This window comes from Neoasaia chiangmaiensis (genome assembly GCF_002005465.1).
Taxonomy (GTDB): Bacteria; Pseudomonadota; Alphaproteobacteria; order Acetobacterales; family Acetobacteraceae; genus Neoasaia; species Neoasaia chiangmaiensis.
On sequence record NZ_CP014691.1, the window covers coordinates 2902780 to 2920116 of the forward strand.

The window sequence follows — 17337 nt, forward strand, 5'->3', positions numbered from 1 at the left end:
GATCATGACGAACGCTATTCCATCCTTCAACGATCTCTCATTCGACCGCCCCAGCCGGGAGTCGCTTGCCGCCGATTACGCCGCTGTCGCGACATATCTCGATGCCGACGACTGGGATGGGGCGCTGGCGGCGTTCGACGATGCGCGCCGGCGTTTCGAATCCTGGGCGTCGCTCGTCCATCTTCAGTTCTCCCGCCACACTACCGATGAGCGGGCCAAGACGGATCGGGATTATGCCGATGCCCTGGCACCGGTCGCCACCGGGCATGAGGTCACGATCAAGCGCCGGTTGCTGGAAAACAGGGCGCGTCTGGAATCCTCTGTAGGGTCTTATGTGGCGGCGTTATGGGAAGCGGATATCACCACCTTCGACCCGCGTATTGCCGCCGATCTTGAAAAGGAAGCGAAGCTGAGCGGCGATTATACCGCGCTGCTGGCATCGGCGAAAATCGAGTTCGACGGCAAAACGCTTAATCTGGCGGGGCTGGTGCCCTATCAGCAATCGCTCGACCGGGAGACGCGACATCTGGCCGAACAGGCGCGCTGGGCGTTTTTCGCGCAGCATGGTCCCGCACTCGATGCCCTGTTCAGCGAACTGGTGACGCTGCGGACGAATATGGCGAAGACGCTGGGTTTCGACAGTTATACAGCGCTTGGTTACCGCCGCATGCGGCGAACGGATTACGGGCCGAACGAGGTCGCCGCGTTCCGCGATCGTATCGCCACCCATGTGACGCCGCTGGTGAACGCGCTGCTGGAAAGGCGTGCGTTGGAGGCCGGTTGGGATGGCATCAAGGCATGGGACGAAGCGCTGATCGATCCGCAAGGCAACCCGCATCCGGCAGGCGATCACGATCTGCTGCTTGCCCGGGCGCAGGCGATGTTCGACGCCTTCGATCCTGATGGCGACATGGGGCCGTTCTTCGCCGGAATGGTGCGTGACGGATATCTCGATCTGAAGAACCGCGAGGGAAAGGCTGGCGGCGGCTTCTGCACGTCGTTTCCGACGGTCGGCATGCCGTTCATTTTCGCGAATTTCAATGGCACGCATAACGATATCGGCGTGTTCACGCATGAAATGGGTCATGCGTATCAGAACTGGAAAAGCCGGGGCCTCAAGCCGATCGACGTGCTATGGCCAACCATGGATGGCGCGGAAATCCATTCGATGGGGCTGGAATTCCTGACCTGGCCGCAGATCGACGGCCTAGTCGAGGAGGGTGCGGGCGAGCGTTACCGTCGCATGCATCTGATCGATAGCCTGTCCTTCCTGCCTTACGGTGCCTGTGTCGATCACTTCCAGCATGAAATCTATGCGAAACCGGACATGACGCCGGAGGAGCGGCATCAGACGTGGCAGCGTCTGGAAAAGCGCTATCTACCATGGCGGGACTGGGGCGATCTGGACTATCCGGCGCAAGGCGGCCGATGGCAGGCGCAGATGCATATCTATCGTGCGCCGTTCTATTACATCGACTACACCCTCGCGCTGTGTTGCGCGATGCAGCTCTGGCTGGGTAGCCGGGTGGACCCGCAGGGTACGCTGGAAATTTATAAGGCGCTTTGTGCGGCGGGAGGCAGCAGGCCTTTCACGGCCCTGGTTGCCGAAGCCGGGCTGGTATCGCCGTTCGAAACGGATGCACTGGCCGAGGTCGTGCATGAAGCCGAGCAGGTTCTGCTCGGCTAATAAGGCACGCTGCAAGGGTGCTGGCTGGAGGGGCAATCAGAGGAACGATTGCGCCTTGTTCAGCACCATGTTGCAAACCTTGGTCTTGAGTTGGCCCTTCAGGTCGGCCAGCGAGAATGTGTTGCCGTTGCCGGTCTGGATCAGGCCCTGCTGTCCCGTGGCATAGGCCGATGAGGACGTGATACCCGGCTTTTGCGTCAGGTTCGACAGCGTGGAGCTGGCGGTCGTCGCATTGGCGCCCTGCAACAGATTGTTCTGCGCGCAATAGCCGAGCACGCCGGCCACGTTGCCCGAGCTTGCCGAGGAGAGATTGGGCAGGCTGCCGCCCAGCATGCTCGCAGCGCCACCCGTCATGTTCGACAAGGGGTTGTTTCCGCTGGAGCCACCGATTCCCGGGAAGCTTTGCGCTTGTGCAGTGCCGGTGCCCGGGGCGACGGCGATCGTGGCAATGGCGATCATGGCGGCGGCGAGAGGCATCAGGCGAGCCATGGCGTATTCCTTCTTTGTAATCCGACAGACCTTATAGCGTCCCGCTCCCGCAGAAGTTCGCCACAAGGGCCTGCGGCGGGCCGGGCATCAGGCGGTCAGACCGATATCCCGGCGCCAGATCGCATCGTCCCATTCGATGGCCGCGACACCCTGATAGGCCAGTTCGCGGGCTTCTTCAGCTGTCGGGGCATGGGCGCAGACCGTCAGGACACGACCGCCCGCCGCCACGAGATGGCCGTCATTCTCTGCCGTGCCGGCCTGGAAGACGCGTACGCCGGGCACGGCTTCCGCGCGGTCGATTCCGCCGATCCGGCCACCGGCGACGGGCTTGCCGGGATAGCCTCTCGCGGCCAGTACGACGGAGATCGAGGCATCGTCGGAGAACACGATTTCCGCATCGTCGAGACGGCCATGCGCCAGCGCATCAAGCACGGGGAGCAAATCGGATTGCAGGCGGATCAGGAGCGCCTGTGCTTCCGGATCGCCGAAACGCACGTTGTATTCGATCAGCCTGGGCCCATCGGCGGTCAGCATGAGGCCCGCGAAGATGATGCCCCGGAACGGCGTGCCGCGCCGGACCATTTCATCCAGCATCGGTCGCACCGTGAGGTCGAGCGCCCGCTCCTGTTGCGCCCGGTCAAAGCCGGGTGGCGGCGCGATGGCGCCCATCCCGCCCGTGTTGGGGCCGGTGTCGCCTTCACCGATCCGCTTGTGATCGCGTGCCGCGCCGATCAGCACCGCGCGTTCGTCGGCACAGAATGCGAAGAGCGAGACTTCCTCTCCGACGAGGCATTCCTCGATCACCACCGATGCCCCTGCCGCGCCGAAAGCCCGGTCGGTCATGATGTCCTCGACCGCCGCGACCGCTTCGTCGACTGTCTGGGCGACGACCACGCCCTTGCCGGCGGCAAGTCCGTCAGCCTTGACGACGATCGGCGCACCACGGCGGCGAATGAATTCAATCGCGGCTGCCGGGGCGTCGAACCGTTCCCATCGTGCCGTCGGAATGCGTGCGGCATCCGCGACCTCCTTGGTGAAGGTCTTGCTGCCTTCGAGCGCCGCAGCGGCGCGGGTCGGCCCGGCGCAGGCAATGCCGGCTTCGGCGCAGGCATCGGCCAGCCCGGCGACGAGCGGCGCTTCCGGCCCCGGCACGACGAGATCGATTCGCATGTTCCTGGCAGCTTCCACCAGTCCCGGGACATCATCGGCCCGGATCGGCAGCAGGGTGCCGAGCGAGGCCATGCCGGGATTGCCGGGGGCGATGAACAGGGCATCGAGTTGCGGCGACCGCGCCAGACATGCCGCAAGTGCATGTTCGCGTCCGCCCGATCCGACCAGCAGAACCCGCATTGGCTATTTCCCGTCGTTCCTGTTTCCGTTGCGCGCGCTGTAGCATAGACTGGCGTCATGAGTGAGAGCGACGATGCCGGATCGGGCAATGTTCCGGAATATTCGGTTTCGGAAATTTCCGGCGCCATCAAGAAAACACTGGAAACGGGCTTCGGTCGCGTGCGCGTGCGTGGTGAAATCACGGAACTGAAGCGCTACCCATCGGGGCATGTTTATCTGTCGTTGAAGGATCAGGGCGGCAAGATCGCGGGCGTGATCTGGCGCGGCTCCGTCTCGCGGCTGGGGCTGGCGCCGGAAAACGGCATCGAGGTGATCGCGACGGGGCGTGTCTCCGCCTATGGTGAGCGATCGAGCTATCAGCTCGTCATCGACCGGATGAGTTTCGCGGGCGAGGGCGCGCTGCTCGCCAGGATCGAGAAGCTGCGGCAAAAATTGCTGGCGGAGGGGCTTTTCGACGCCGAGCGCAAACGTGCGCTGCCGTTCCTGCCGGAACTCGTGGGTGTCGTTACTTCCGGACAGGGTGCCGTGCTGCACGATATCCGCACGACCATCGCCCGGCGTTTTCCGCGGTCCGTTCTGGTCTGGCCCGTGGCGGTGCAGGGCGAGGGCGCGGCTGCGCAGATCGCGGCGGCGATCGACGGTTTTGGCCAACTGACGCGGCGACCGGACGTGCTGATCGTCGCGCGCGGTGGCGGGGCGCTGGAAGATCTGATGGCATTCAACGACGAACGCGTGCTGCGTGCCGTTGCAGCTTGTCCAATCCCGCTGATTTCGGCCGTCGGGCATGAGACGGACACGACGCTGATCGATTTTGTGTCCGACCGGCGCGCACCCACGCCGACGGCGGCGGCCGAGATGGCTGTGCCGCTCCGTTCGGAAATGCTGGCCGATCTGGCGCACCGCAATGCCCGTCTGGCAGGTGCCCTGTCGCGGCAGATGCAGCAGGCGCGTGCCCGATATGAACGCACCGTCAGCCAGATGCCGGACCTGCCGATGTTGCTGGGGCAGGCGCGGATGCGGCTGGACGACCGGGCGCAGCGTCTGGCGTTCGCGCTGCCGGTGGTGGCGGAGCGTGCGAGAGCCCGTCTGGTGCAGGTGGAGCGGCGTCTGCCGTCACCTGAGCTTGTGATCGCGCGACGCCGTCAGGCGTTGACCGGCCCGTCGGGGGCGCTGACGGCCGCGATCGATGCGGCTGTGCAACGCCAGCATGCGCGTGCCGCGCGCGCTCGCCTGTCGGTCGAAGCGGTGCTTGGCCAGATTCGTCTCCAGCGCGCGCGTCTGGACGGCATGGCGGGGCAACTGGAGGCCGTGTCGCCGCAGGCGGTTCTGGCGCGTGGTTACGCGTTGGTGCAGGATGGCGCGGGCAAGCCCATCACCCATGCGGCGGATCGTTCCCAGGGGGGGAAGATCGTGCTGCAATTCGTCGATGGACAGCGGAGCGCACGTCTGGATCGCCTGTCGGCCGAAACCGCGCAGTCGGCATTGGATCTATAGAATTCGGAGTATTCATGCGTCGCCTCTTTTTGCTTACGCTGCCGGGCCTGTTTCTCGCCGCCTGCGCGGACGATCAGACGACCGCGCCCCAGCCGGTCGCGCAGCAGCAGGCGCCGAAGCCAAAGATCGCGCCGCAGAGTTTCGCGCCCGGTCTGGCGGAAGAGACCCCGCCGCCCAATGAGGCGCAACTGGTCAATGACCCATCGGCGCCGGTCGATACGCCGCTCTGTGGCAGTGCCTTGCGCGAGGGGGCCAGTGCCGGTGCGGCGCTTTATGCCGAAGGTCTGGCAAGCGGCAGCACCTGTGTCCGGAATGCCTGTTTCGAGCCTTTGACCGGGACTTTTATCGCTGCTGACGGATCGCGCAGCGTGTGTCGATAACGGAACAACTCAGCCCGACGATGTGAAACTAAAAAGGCGGGGCCCGAACGGCCCCGCCTTTTTAGTTCGGACGCAAGAGAATATCCGTCGTCCCGTATATCGATCCCGCTCAGGATTTCTCCTGAGCGGGGTCGGATTTCAGCGCTTCCACCAGCCCGCACGCGGACGTTTCGGCGGCGCGGCCGCGTCCACATCCACCGGCACGATGGCTGGTGCTTCCGTTACCGGCTCAGCCTTCGGGGCTTCCGATGCAGGGGGCGCATCGGACACGCCTTCGGCTACGGTCTCCTTGCGGGGGCGACCACGACGGCGAGGTGCCGGCTTTTCCGCGACTTCTGCCGCCGATGCCGGATTTTCAACGGCGGTTTTCTTGCGGGACCGTGCCTTGGTCGCGGTCGGTTTGGCATCCGTCGTTGCCGCCGTCTTTTCAGGCGCCGGCTCCGGGGCTTCGACCGCGTCCTTGCGTGGGCGACCACGACGACGCGGCGCAGGCTTCGTCTCCGCGACGCTGGCCGACGGCGCTTCCGGCGCGCTCAAGGTGTGCGCCGTTTCCGACACGCTGGCATTTTCCAGCTGCGGCGTGGGCAACGTTGCCTCCGAAGCGGCAGGCGTTTCGACCGCGATTGCGGATTCGGCAGCCTGTCGCGCTGTCGCGCCGTCACGTTGGGCGATCGGCACATGCTTGATGTTCTTGCGCGGTGCCTGCTCGTTTTCTGCCTGCTCGATCACGTCGAAAATGTCGAAACTGCCGCCACCGAACGGATTGGCCGGTGTCGGACCGTTCCACACGCGCGGCGCGCGGTCGTCGCGCGGGTTTTCGCGATGCTGCTGGTCCTGACGAAACCGGTCGCGCCGATTGAAGGGTCGCTCCGCCGGTTCGGCGGGACGCGCGGGTTCTTCTTCCGCCGGTGCTGCGATTTCCGACACCGTGCCGTTTTCTTCCTCACGCGTCAGGCGGCGCGTCCGCGTGCGGCGGCGTCCCGGCATGATGTTCTCGCCATCGGTCTGGACAGATGCGTCCTCGGATTCCTCCGCTGGCGGCGACGCACTTTCCTGCGCCGCGGAGACATCGTCGTGACGGCGGTCCCGATCGCGCCGACCGCGACGACGGCGGCGCTTGCGGCGCGGGCCTTCCTCACGGTCCTCGCCTTCCGTGACGGCATGCGCCGGTGCGTGCTGTGTCTCGACCTCTTCCGTTACCAGGGTTTCAACAGGTCCGGCGAATGCCTCCGTCGGGGTCGTGACCTGCGGCAGAGGCGCCGCTGCGGTTTGCGGCCGAATGCGCTCGATGCGGATATCGGACGGCAACAGCGCCGCGTCCGGCTGGAAGACGACATGCATGCGGTGCCGCTGTTCGATTTCCGTCAGCCAGCCACGCTTGTTGTTGAGGATATAAAGTGCCACGCCGGGCACGACATGCACCTCGATCTCGGCGGCCTTCTGGCTTGCACCCTCGTCGTCGATCGCACGCAGGATATGCAGGGCAGCGCTCTCCGTCCCGCGCACATAGCCCGTGCCCTGGCAATGAGGACAAGGCGTGAGCACCGATTCCGCGATGGACGGGCGAAGACGCTGGCGCGACATTTCCAGCAGGCCGAAATGCGAGATCGACCCGACCTGAATGCGGGCGCGATCGGAGCGCAGCGCGTCTTTCAGGCGCTTTTCGACCATGTGGTTGTGCTTGCGGCTTTCCATGTCGATGAAATCGATCACCACGAGTCCGGCCAGATCGCGCAGGCGCAGCTGGCGCGCAACTTCCTCGGCGGCTTCGAGGTTGGTCCGCAGGGCCGTTTCCTCGATGTTGCGCTGGCTGGTGGAGCGACCGGAGTTCACGTCGATCGACACCAGCGCCTCGGTCTGGTTGATGACCAGATAACCGCCGGACTTCAGCTGCGCCGTCGGCTGGAACATGGCGTCCAGCTGACCCTCGACATGATAGCGGGCGAACAGGCTTTGCGCCGGATCGCGCCACAGCTTCACCTTGTTGACGCTGTGCGGCATCAGCAGGCGCATGAACTCGCGTGCGTTCTTCCAGGCGGTCTCGCCGTCGATGACGATCTCTTCGATGTCCTTGCTGAAGAGGTCGCGGATCGCGCGCTTGATCAGGCTCGCCTCTTCATAGACCAGCGTCGGCGCGACGGAAGAGAGCGTGTGGCTGCGGATATCGTCCCACAGCTGGAGCAGATACTCACAGTCGCGGGTGATCTCCGGGCCGGGACGCTGCGCGCCGGCCGTGCGGACGATCATCGCCATGCCACGCGGCAGTTCGAGATCGGCGATGATTTCCCGCAGGCGCTTCCGGTCGGAATCGGACGTTATTTTCCGCGAGACGCCGCCACCGCGCAGCGCGTTGGGCATCAGCACGCAGTAACGCCCGGCAAGCGACACGTAGGTGGTCAGCGCCGCGCCCTTGTTGCCGCGCTCCTCCTTGACGACCTGCACCAGAATGACCTGCCGACGGCGGATGACTTCCTGAATCTTGTAATTGCGCAGGAAGCGCGCCGTGCGGCGTGCGGCAGCGCTTTCGTCACCGGTGTCATGTTCGCCGCCGACAGTTTCGGGCAGGGTCTCGTGATCGTCGGATGGCTCGTCCGACGAGTCGTTCTCTGCCTCGGCGGCCGGGGCTTCCTCTACTTCCGTTTCAGCGCGCTGTTCCTCGAAACGGGCTTCCTCGTCCTGAAGGGCCAGAAGCTTCTCGCGGTCGGCAACGGGAATCTGGAAATAGTCGGGGTGGATTTCGCTGAAGGCGAGGAAACCGTGGCGGTTGCCGCCGTAATCGACGAAAGCAGCCTGCAGGCTTGGCTCTACGCGAATGACTTTCGCGAGATAGATATTGCCCTTGAGCTGCTTACGTGCCGACGTCTCGACATCGTAATCTTCGAGACGATCGTCACTTGTGACCACCACGCGGGTTTCTTCCGCATGCGTGGTGTCGATCAACATACGCTTGTTCATAAAAGGGAAAACTCCGCTCGTCCGCCGCGTCGGATATCAGATTCCGGGCATGCGGAACGCTGCCGGGCATGCCTGTTCGCGGGGCGAAATGATTTTGGGGCAGGAGGAGAAGGGGCCAACGCGGCAGCCGAGCGACGCAAGGCATCATCGCGGACGGACGAAGATCCGTTTTCCGATGATCCAGTGCGATGCGACGGGCGGCAGGCATGAGGCCCCTTATGAAAACGTCGTTCAGAGTTGACGCACAGATCAATCGCTGGCGCTCTGCTTTCCGTCGGCGAGATGCTTGAGAAAAGCTTGCGCAAGCCGGACAGACCGCGGCGTCGCGCGAGGGATTGCGAGACGGGATCCTTTTGCCGACGGAATAGGACGCGGCGGGAGGATCGTACCGATCTTTGAAACCCTTCGTGGCGTGAAGCATGACGGAAATATCATATCAGTGCAAGTGTCGCGCCAACAGGACGTCACATGTCGCCATATATATGACATCATGTTTCCGGCATGATGGAATGCCGGGTAATCTGGCTAATCTTGTGACGCGCGGAAAAGCGAAATGACGGATGACATGGCGGACTTCGTGCGGCGGGGCGGGCAGCTGGGCAGACGTCTGGCGCTGGCGGGGATAGGCAGCATTGCGACAGGCGCCTGCGCCAACACGCCGCATAAGGCGCGTTCGGTGCAGTCCAGGGGCAGGCATCACGCGCTTGCCGCGCCGGGCATCATCGGAAAGGCTTCGCCGCCCAGGCCGGTCGTCATGCTCGATCCGGGACATGGGGGCAAGGACCCTGGCGCGATCGGCATCAGCGGCACCTATGAAAAGCACGTTGCGGAAGCGGCGGCCGCGGAACTCTACCGGCAACTGATGGCGACCGGACGCTACAATGTTGTCATGACGCGCGACAGCGATCGCTTCATCCCGCTGGAAGGGCGCGTCGAACTGGCGCAGGCGCACAAGGCGCATCTTTTCATCTCCATGCATGCCGACGCCCTGCATGATCCCGGCGTGCGTGGTGCCAGCGTCTATACGATGTCCAACGGTGCGTCGGATGCGCAGACGGCGGCGCTGGCGCGGATCGAGAACAGCGCCGATCGGTTCGCAGGGCCGTCCTTTCACGGGGCGTCGCCCGAGGTGCAGCAGATTCTGGCTAGTCTGGTGACGGAGGAGACGCGGCGCGGTTCTGCGCATATGGCCTCCAGCGTCGTTTCGGCTTTCCGGCCGCGTATCGGTTTACTGACGCATCCTTCCAGGCATGCGGCTTTCGTGGTGCTGAAATCGGCGGAGATTCCTTCCGTGCTGGTGGAGATGGGGTTCATGTCCAACAGGCTGGACGAGGCGGCCCTGCGTCAGGCCGTGCATCGCACGCAGGTCGCAGGCGCGATGCGCGATGCGGTCGATCGCTATTTCGCGACAGCGCCCGGCGTTGCGACTATGGCGGGGTGACGGCGCCGGGCTGACAGCTGCCGGAAATTTTTGCCGTAAAAAACGCAAGCCGATCTAGCCATGGCGCCCCTTGCTGCGATAGGGTGCGCCGCATGATCAGTAACCCCGCATCCCTGCGTTATGTCGGTCGCGCTTCCGCGCGCCGCGACGCATGCGCGGTTCTTCTTCGGCTCTCGCTTCGACTTATCGGCCCCTGAGCGCGAGAGAGCGGCGTGCGCGCCGTGGCGTTCAGGGGTTCGGTTTCCTGAATTTTCGACGTCCAGCGAGAGCACCAGCATTATGACCATCGACCATCCTTCTTTCGGCCGTATCGACGACAATCGCGTTATCATTTTCGATACGACACTCCGTGACGGCGAGCAGTCGCCGGGCTTCTCCATGAATCTGGATGAGAAGCTGCGGATGGCGAAGGCGCTGGAGGATCTCGGCGTCGATGTCATCGAGGCCGGTTTTCCCGTCGCGTCGCCGGGTGATTTCGAAAGCGTGCGACGCATTGCCGAGACGTTGAAGGAGACCGTTGTCTGCGGTCTGGCGCGTAGTGGTGGCAAGCGTGACATCGAAGCGGCGGGTGAGGCCATCGCACCGGCCCGGCGTCGTCGTATCCACAGCTTCATCTCCACGTCGCCGCTGCACATGAAATACAAGCTGCGGATGGAGCCGGAAACGGTGCTGGATCTGATTGCCTCCGGCAATCAGGCTGCCCGTCGCTATGCGGACGATGTGGAGTGGTCGGCGGAAGACGGATCGCGCACCGAACCGGAATTTCTGTGCCGTTGCGTGGAAACGGCGATCAGGAACGGCGCGACGACCATCAACATCCCGGATACGGTCGGCTATGCGACGCCGGACGAGATGCGCGCGATCTTCAATATGCTGCGTGAACGTGTGCCGGGGGCGGAGAAGGTTATTTTCTCGGCGCACAACCATAACGATCTGGGTCTGGCCGTTGCCAATACGCTTTCGTCGCTCGACGGCGGCGCGCGCCAGATCGAGTGCACGATCAACGGCATCGGCGAGCGCGCGGGGAACGCGGCGCTGGAAGAGATCGTCATGGCGATCCGCACGCGGCAGGACAAGTTCGCCTATACCAACGGCATCCAGACGCCGAAACTCCTGAGTGTTTCGCGCATGCTGGCCAATATCACCAGCTTCGATGTCCAGCCGAACAAGGCGATCGTCGGGCGCAATGCCTTCGCGCATGAAAGCGGCATCCATCAGGACGGCATTCTCAAGAATGCCCAGACCTATGAGATCATGACGCCGGAGAGCGTGGGCTGGACCAAGACATCACTGGTGCTGGGCAAGCATTCGGGACGTGCTGCATTCCGCGACAAGCTGGCATCGCTGGGCTACCAACTGGAAGATGCGATGGTTCAGCAGGCCTTCGAGCGGTTCAAAATTCTGGCCGATCAGAAAAAGACGGTTTTCGACGACGATATCCGTGCGCTGGTGGATGACGAAACGCGAGATCACGAACACATCCGCTTCGTATCGCTGGAATTGATTGCAGGATCGAAGCGCCCGGCCCAGGCGACGCTGGAACTCAATGTCGATGGCGATGTCCGTTTCGCGACGGTTGCTGGCAACGGTCCTGTGGATGCGGCTTTCCGCGCGATCCAGGAAGTGTTTCCGCACGAAGCCAGTCTGGCCCTGTTCTCCGTCGGCGCGGTGACCGAGGGAACCGATGCGCAGGCGCGGACGACGGTGCGTCTGGAAGAGGCCGGCAAGCTGGTGGACGGGCAGGGGGCGGATGCCGATACGGTCGTCTCGGCGGTAAGGGCCTACGTGCACGCCCTGAATAAACTTCTGGTGAAGCGCGTACGGACGGAACCGGCAGCCCTGAGCGCCTGAACGCTGGAAACCCACTCGAGCATTCATGCCTCGAGTGGGTTTTTACTTTAGTCAGTAGCCATTGTTGTAGTTCGGGGGTGGGGCATACTGGCCTTGTGGATAGGGCTGCTGCTGACCCTGGTAATAGCCACCCTGTTGGTAGTTGGGGGGATAGTTGGGGCGGGCATAGCCGTTATTGCTGCCCTGGTTGTAATAGCCGCCCTGGCTGTATCCGCCACGGTTCGGCGTCGTGACGGCGCCAGCGCCCGCTCCCAGTGCACCGCCGGCGAGTGCGCCGATCGCAGCGCCCCGACCACCACCGGCGAGTGCGCCGATCGCCGCACCTGTTCCGCCGCCGATCAGCCCGCCGCCGAGGGCGCGGGAACCGGGATCGTAGGGATTGGTGCAGCCCGCCAGCAATGCTGCGGTGCCGGCCAGCCCCATAAGGGCACTGGCGCGACGACCGAGGCTTCGAGTTTTCGTCATATTCAGCCTTCTTGTTTCTTAGTAGCCGCGGCCCCGGCTCGGCGTGGTCGCCGCGCCGCCTGCCGCTCCGACGGCGCCGCCTGTCAGCGCACCGATGGCAGCGCCGCGTCCGCCGCCCGCCAGGGCGCCGATGCCGGCACCGGCGCCCGCGCCGATCAGTGCGCCGGACCCGGCGCGTGCGCCCGGATCATACGGATCTCCGCAGCCGCCCAGCGCCAGCATGCCGGCGCAGGAGGCGGCAATGACAGCACGACGAAGCGTGTGCGGTGAGAACTTAGTCATCGAACGACTCTCCCATGGATAAACGGCTTCGGACGTCCCGATGAGCCGTGTCGATCGCCCTGACCGTCGACAATCAATCCGCAAGCGGATTTCGCGTTAATAAACGAATATCCCGCCACGCGGTTGCCAAGGTGGAATGCTTTGTCCGTGTGTCGAAACGATGGCCACGGTTTGTCATGGTGCGTCGGAATTATCTGACCGTTTATGGCACTTGCGGTGCGATGCGCTCTTGCTCCCGGGCGTGGCCGTCGCTAAGCCCTGCGCCTTGTCGGGACGGATTCGCACGCAGATGCCGCGCCCTTGAAACGCGCTTTCATATTTCGCCGGGAGGTTTGGATGTTCTCACGTCTGCTGGGTCTCATGTCGGCAGACATGGCCATCGATCTCGGCACAGCCAACACGCTTGTCTATGTGAAGGGTCGCGGCATTGTGCTCGACGAGCCCTCCGTCGTGGCGATTGCCGAGGTGCGGGGCAAGAAACAGGTCCTGGCTGTCGGTGAGGAAGCCAAGCAGATGGTCGGCCGCACGCCGGGCAACATTACGGCCATCCGTCCCCTGCGCGACGGCGTGATCGCCGATTTCGAGGTAGCGGAGGAGATGATAAAGCATTTCATCCGCAAGGTGCATAACCGCCGTGCCTTTGCCAGCCCGCAGATCATCGTCTGCGTGCCGTCCGGCTCCACGGCGGTGGAAAAGCGTGCCATCCAGGAAAGTGCCGAAAGCGCGGGCGCACGGAAGGTGATGCTGATCGAGGAGCCGATGGCCGCGGCCATCGGCGCGGGTCTGCCCGTCACGGAGCCCTCGGGCAGCATGATCGTCGATATCGGCGGCGGCACGACGGAAGTGGCGGTGATATCGCTGGGCGGCATCGTCTATGCGCGCTCGGTGCGTGTCGGCGGTGACAAGATGGACGAAGCGATCATCTCCTACATCCGCAAGATGCATAACCTCCTGATTGGCGAGAGCTCCGCCGAGCGCATCAAGATCGAGATCGGGTCGGCGACCATGCCGGACGACCCGCGCGATCCGGGGCCGATCAAGGAAGTGAAGGGGCGCGATCTCATCAACGGCGTGCCGCGTGAGGTGCTTGTCAGCCAGGCGCAGATTGCCGAGAGCCTGGCGGAACCGGTCAGCCAGATCGTGGATGCCGTCACGACGGCGCTCGAGAACACGCCGCCTGAACTCGCGGCGGATATTGTGGACAAGGGGATCGTGCTGACCGGCGGTGGCGCGCTGCTCTATCGTCTGGACGACGTGCTGCGTAACGCCACGGGCCTGCCGGTGACCGTTGGCGAGGCGCCGCTATCGTGTGTCGCGCTGGGTACGGGACGGGCCCTGGAGGAAATGCGCCGGCTGCGCAACGTGCTGATCTCCATGTATTGAGACACGAAGCCGGCGGTCCGTCATGCTTTCCATCCAGGCCCGGCAGGCGCTCGCCAAGCTCGTTCTTCCCCTGTTGTTCGTGCTGGCGTTCGCTTTCATCCTTGTGGGACAGGTGCGTCATGCTCTTGTCGACAAGGCGCGGATGGACATCGCCGATGCGCTGGCGCCGGCCTACGGGCTGATGGCGGCGCCCGGCGAGCATGCCGGGACGCTGTGGCGGGAGTTCCGGGGCTTCCTGCATCTGGACGCGGAAAACGCGCGCCTTCGTGACGAGAACGCGAAACTGCGGCGCTGGTATGATGTGGCGGTGGCGCTGGCGAACGAGAATGCGCAGCTGAAAGCGAATCTTCACTGGATTCCGGACAATGCGCCGAGCTTCGTGACCGGGCATGCCCTGCGGGATGCAGGCGGGGTCTACAGCCGCGCCATCCTTCTGGCGGTAGGCGACGGCAATGCCGTGCATGTCGGCGACGTGGCGATGGACGCCGCCGCACTGATCGGCCGCGTTTCGGAAGTCGGTGCGCATACCGTGCGTATCCTGCTCATCAACGACGATGCCAGTCGGATTCCGGTGACGCTCGCGGCATCTCATGGAACGGCGATCATGGCAGGCGATGGCACGTCCACGCCGCGCCTGCTGTATTACGCGCAGGAAAATCATCCCGTGGAAGGTGAGCGGGTCCTGACGAGCGAGCAGACGCCCCCCGGTGCACCGGGCGACACGGCGCTGGCCGGGCTGCCGGGCGGTCTGCCGATCGGCACGGTGCATTATGTGCGCCCCGGCGCCCCGGTGGTGGTGCCCGACGGTGGGCTTTCACATCCCGACATCGTCCGGGTTTTCGATTACGGTCGCCCCGCGCAGGACGCGCCGGATGCTCCCGGGCGCGTGAAACGCATGCCATTGCCCACGAATCCGGGCTTGCCGAGCTTCATGCTGCCGCTTTCGAAACCGGGGCAGGGTTGACGCGATGGTTGCGGAACATCCCCGTCCGGAAGCGCATCCGGGCATCGAGCCGAAGAAAACGTGGCGTCGTCAGGTAGATATGGCGATTCGCTCCTCGCTGCCATGCCTGTTCGTTCTGCTGTCGTCGTTCGTCCTTTCTGCGCCGTTCGGCCTGCCGGGCGAAGCGGAATTGCTGTTCGGCGTCGGATTCGGCACCGTTTTTTTCTGGTCGGCGCATCGACCGGCTTCCATGCCGGCATGGGCGGTGTTCCTGATCGGGTTGATCGCCGATCTGTTGAGCTTCGGGCCACCGGGTACGATTCTGCTGGCCTTTCTGGTCGCCCATGGCGTGGCGCATACGTGGCGTTATGGGTTGAGCCGCATCAACTTTTTGCTGGCATGGTCGGCACTGGCCCTGCTGGCTTTGATTTTGTCGTTGTTTCAATGGTTCATGGCATGTATCGGAGCGCTGCGTCTGATGTCCCCGGCGCCATCCCTCTTTCAAGCGGCTCTGACAATCGGTATCTATCCGACATTGAGCGCGTTATTCGTGTGGGCGCATCGAGCGGTCGTCAATCCGGAACGAACCTGAAGGTCGTTGTCATAGCATGAACTCCTGCCGTGATCCGAAGCGCGCGCGCCATCGCGCCAGGTTTGGTTCCAGACATGGCGGGCAGCGTGTGTCGGGGCAGCGCCCCTGATGAAACTCCCCAAATTCTCCGGCAGGAAGCCGATATCGCGGCTGATGCCGCGTCGCGAGCCGATCAAGCCGTCACGCGGGATCTTCACGCGCCGGGCGCTTGTCGTTCTGGCTGCGCAGGCCGGTGTTCTGGGCGTTCTGGGGCAGCGCCTCTACAATCTGCAAGTCGTCGATGGCGACCGCTTGAAGCAGCTGGCGGTCAGGAACCGCACGAGCAAGCGCCTCCTCGCGCCGGCGCGTGGGACGATCAACGATCGCTTCGGCGTGCAGCTTGCCGGCAACAAGGTCAACTGGCGGGCGCTGCTGATGCCGGAGGAGACGACGGATATTTCCGCCGTCATCTCTCGTTTCGCCCAGATCGTGCCGCTGGACGACCGGGATCATGCGCGGATCGAGCGCGATCTGCGGCACATGCGCAAATACGTGCCGGTTTCGCTGAAGGATTTCCTGACCTGGGACGACATGGCGCGGATCGAACTGAACGCGCCCAGCCTGCCGGGTGTGTTTGTCGATATCGGTTCGACCCGCCTTTATCCGTTGGGGCCGTTGCTGGCGCATATTGTCGGCTACGTGGCGCCGCCGAACGAGCACGACGTGGCGAGCTCGCCCATGATGGCCCTGCCGGGCATGCGCGCGGGGCGTGCGGGAATCGAGCAGACGCAGGATGCGCTTTTGCGCGGCGAACCCGGTTCGGTGGAGATGGAGGTCAACTCCCTCGGTCGCGTGATGGGCGAAATCGATCGCGAGGAAGGGCGACAGGGCGACGAACTGACGCTGACGATCGATGCGGGTCTGCAGCAGATGGTGCTCAACCGCATCGCCGACCAGTCCGCAAGCGCCGTGGTGATGGATTGCCGTAATGGCGAGGTGCTGGCGATGGTCAGCACGCCATCGTTCGATCCGTCGCTTTTCGACTCGGGCGTCAGCCATGCGCAGTGGATCGAATGGACGGACAATGTCCGCACGCCCCTAATCAACAAGGCCGTCTCCGGTGTCTATCCGCCAGGTTCGACCTTCAAGCCGGCGGTCGGACTGGCCGCGCTCAAGTCGGGGGCGTTGTCGCCGGAGGATCGTTTTTCGTGCCCCGGCTATTACGACATGGGGGGCGTGCGCTTCCATTGCTGGTCGCGCTGGGGGCATGGCACGATCAACATGCGTGAGGCGCTGATGCTCTCATGCGACGTCTATTTCTATCAGGCCGCGCGCAAGGCGGGGATGGACCCGATCAAGGCGGTCGCCAACGGGTTCGGCCTCGGCACCAAGCTCGATATCGAATTGCCGCATATCCGTTCGGGCGTCATTCCCACGCCGGACTGGCGTCGTGAGCACGGACACCACTGGAACGGTGGCGATACGGTGAATGCCGGCATCGGTCAGGGCTTCGTGCAGGTGACGCCGCTCGAACTGGCGACCTATGTCTCGCGTATCGCCTCGGGTCGGAATGTGCAGCCGCATCTGGTGCGCCGGGTCGATGATCGGTCGTCGGATCTCGGCAAGCTGGATGCGGCGGCGCCACTGGATATCGCGCCGGCGCATCTGGAGATCATCCGCGGCGGCATGTTCGATGTGGTGAATGCCAAACGCGGCACCGCGCCCAAGGCAAAACTCGACCTGCCAAATGTGCAGATGGCGGGCAAGACGGGTTCCGCGCAGGTGCGCCGTGTGTCCCGCGCCCTGCGCGAGAGCGGCCATTTCAACTCGATGTCTCTCCCCTGGGAAGAGCGGCCGCACGCGCTGTTCATCTGCTTCGCGCCGTTCGATGCTCCGCGCTATGCCGTGTCGGTCGTGATCGAGCATGGCAATGCGGGTGCGGATGCGGCGGCACCGCTGGCGCGTGACATCATGACGGATGTGCTGACGCGCGATCCGGTCAATCATCTTCACGAACCCGGCCAGACGGTCGCGGACGCCGAATGA

At 64.0% G+C, this 17337-nt stretch carries 14 protein-coding genes; 9 read left to right on the forward strand and 5 right to left on the reverse strand.

The genetic code is table 11. The features are described from left to right. Positions 1–4 precede the first annotated feature (4 nt). Positions 5–1687, forward strand: coding sequence for a M3 family oligoendopeptidase (locus A0U93_RS13785; RefSeq protein WP_077807839.1), 1683 nt, complete (start codon positions 5–7; stop codon positions 1685–1687). A 36-nt stretch (positions 1688–1723) separates the two neighbouring features. Here the strand turns inward: A0U93_RS13785 and A0U93_RS13790 are convergent, their stop codons facing one another. Then, positions 1724–2176: a DUF2501 domain-containing protein gene (locus A0U93_RS13790; RefSeq protein WP_371862824.1), complete on the reverse strand. Its 453-nt coding sequence runs from the start codon at positions 2174–2176 to the stop codon at positions 1724–1726. A gap of 87 nt (positions 2177–2263) precedes the next feature. Then, positions 2264–3526 carry a phosphoribosylamine--glycine ligase gene (gene purD / locus A0U93_RS13795; RefSeq protein WP_077807840.1) on the reverse strand — a complete coding sequence of 421 codons (1263 nt, stop codon included), beginning with the start codon at positions 3524–3526 and terminating at the stop codon, positions 2264–2266. 57 nt (positions 3527–3583) lie between these two features. Between purD and xseA the strand changes: the two genes are divergently transcribed. Continuing rightward, entirely contained in the window at positions 3584–5020 is a 1437-nt protein-coding gene (gene xseA / locus A0U93_RS13800) for an exodeoxyribonuclease VII large subunit (RefSeq protein ID WP_077807841.1), read from the forward strand. Between the two features lie 14 nt (positions 5021–5034). After that, positions 5035–5400 (forward strand): hypothetical protein, encoded by a 366-nt coding sequence (locus tag A0U93_RS13805; protein ID WP_077807842.1) that lies wholly within the window; start codon positions 5035–5037, stop codon positions 5398–5400. Positions 5401–5538: 138 nt separating this feature from the next. On the opposite strand, the gene A0U93_RS13810 is transcribed toward A0U93_RS13805, so the two are convergent. Beyond that, entirely contained in the window at positions 5539–8355 is a 2817-nt protein-coding gene (locus A0U93_RS13810) for an Rne/Rng family ribonuclease (protein WP_077807843.1), read from the reverse strand. 553 nt (positions 8356–8908) lie between these two features. Here A0U93_RS13810 and A0U93_RS13820 point away from each other — a divergent pair. Both A0U93_RS13820 and A0U93_RS13825 read left to right on the forward strand, forming a co-directional pair. After that, complete coding sequence (locus tag A0U93_RS13820) at positions 8909–9796, forward strand: N-acetylmuramoyl-L-alanine amidase family protein (protein WP_077807845.1); 888 nt, start codon at positions 8909–8911, stop codon at positions 9794–9796. A gap of 279 nt (positions 9797–10075) precedes the next feature. Next, on the forward strand, positions 10076–11647 hold the full coding sequence (locus A0U93_RS13825) for a 2-isopropylmalate synthase (RefSeq protein ID WP_077808550.1): 1572 nt from the start codon (positions 10076–10078) through the stop codon (positions 11645–11647). Positions 11648–11698: 51 nt separating this feature from the next. On the opposite strand, the gene A0U93_RS13830 is transcribed toward A0U93_RS13825, so the two are convergent. Next, entirely contained in the window at positions 11699–12112 is a 414-nt protein-coding gene (locus tag A0U93_RS13830; protein ID WP_077807846.1) for a hypothetical protein, read from the reverse strand. Between the two features lie 18 nt (positions 12113–12130). Beyond that, complete coding sequence (locus tag A0U93_RS13835; RefSeq protein WP_147150720.1) at positions 12131–12334, reverse strand: hypothetical protein; 204 nt, start codon at positions 12332–12334, stop codon at positions 12131–12133. A gap of 396 nt (positions 12335–12730) precedes the next feature. Here A0U93_RS13835 and A0U93_RS13840 point away from each other — a divergent pair, with 396 nt between their 5' ends. From A0U93_RS13840 to mrdA, 4 genes are all read left to right on the forward strand, one after another. Beyond that, complete coding sequence (locus A0U93_RS13840; protein ID WP_077807847.1) at positions 12731–13777, forward strand: rod shape-determining protein; 1047 nt, start codon at positions 12731–12733, stop codon at positions 13775–13777. A 22-nt stretch (positions 13778–13799) separates the two neighbouring features. Next, positions 13800–14741 carry a rod shape-determining protein MreC gene (gene mreC, locus A0U93_RS13845; protein ID WP_077807848.1) on the forward strand — a complete coding sequence of 314 codons (942 nt, stop codon included), beginning with the start codon at positions 13800–13802 and terminating at the stop codon, positions 14739–14741. A 4-nt stretch (positions 14742–14745) separates the two neighbouring features. After that, positions 14746–15312: a hypothetical protein gene (locus A0U93_RS13850; protein WP_077807849.1), complete on the forward strand. Its 567-nt coding sequence runs from the start codon at positions 14746–14748 to the stop codon at positions 15310–15312. Positions 15313–15420: 108 nt separating this feature from the next. Continuing rightward, positions 15421–17337 (forward strand): penicillin-binding protein 2, encoded by a 1917-nt coding sequence (mrdA, locus tag A0U93_RS13855; RefSeq protein ID WP_077807850.1) that lies wholly within the window; start codon positions 15421–15423, stop codon positions 17335–17337.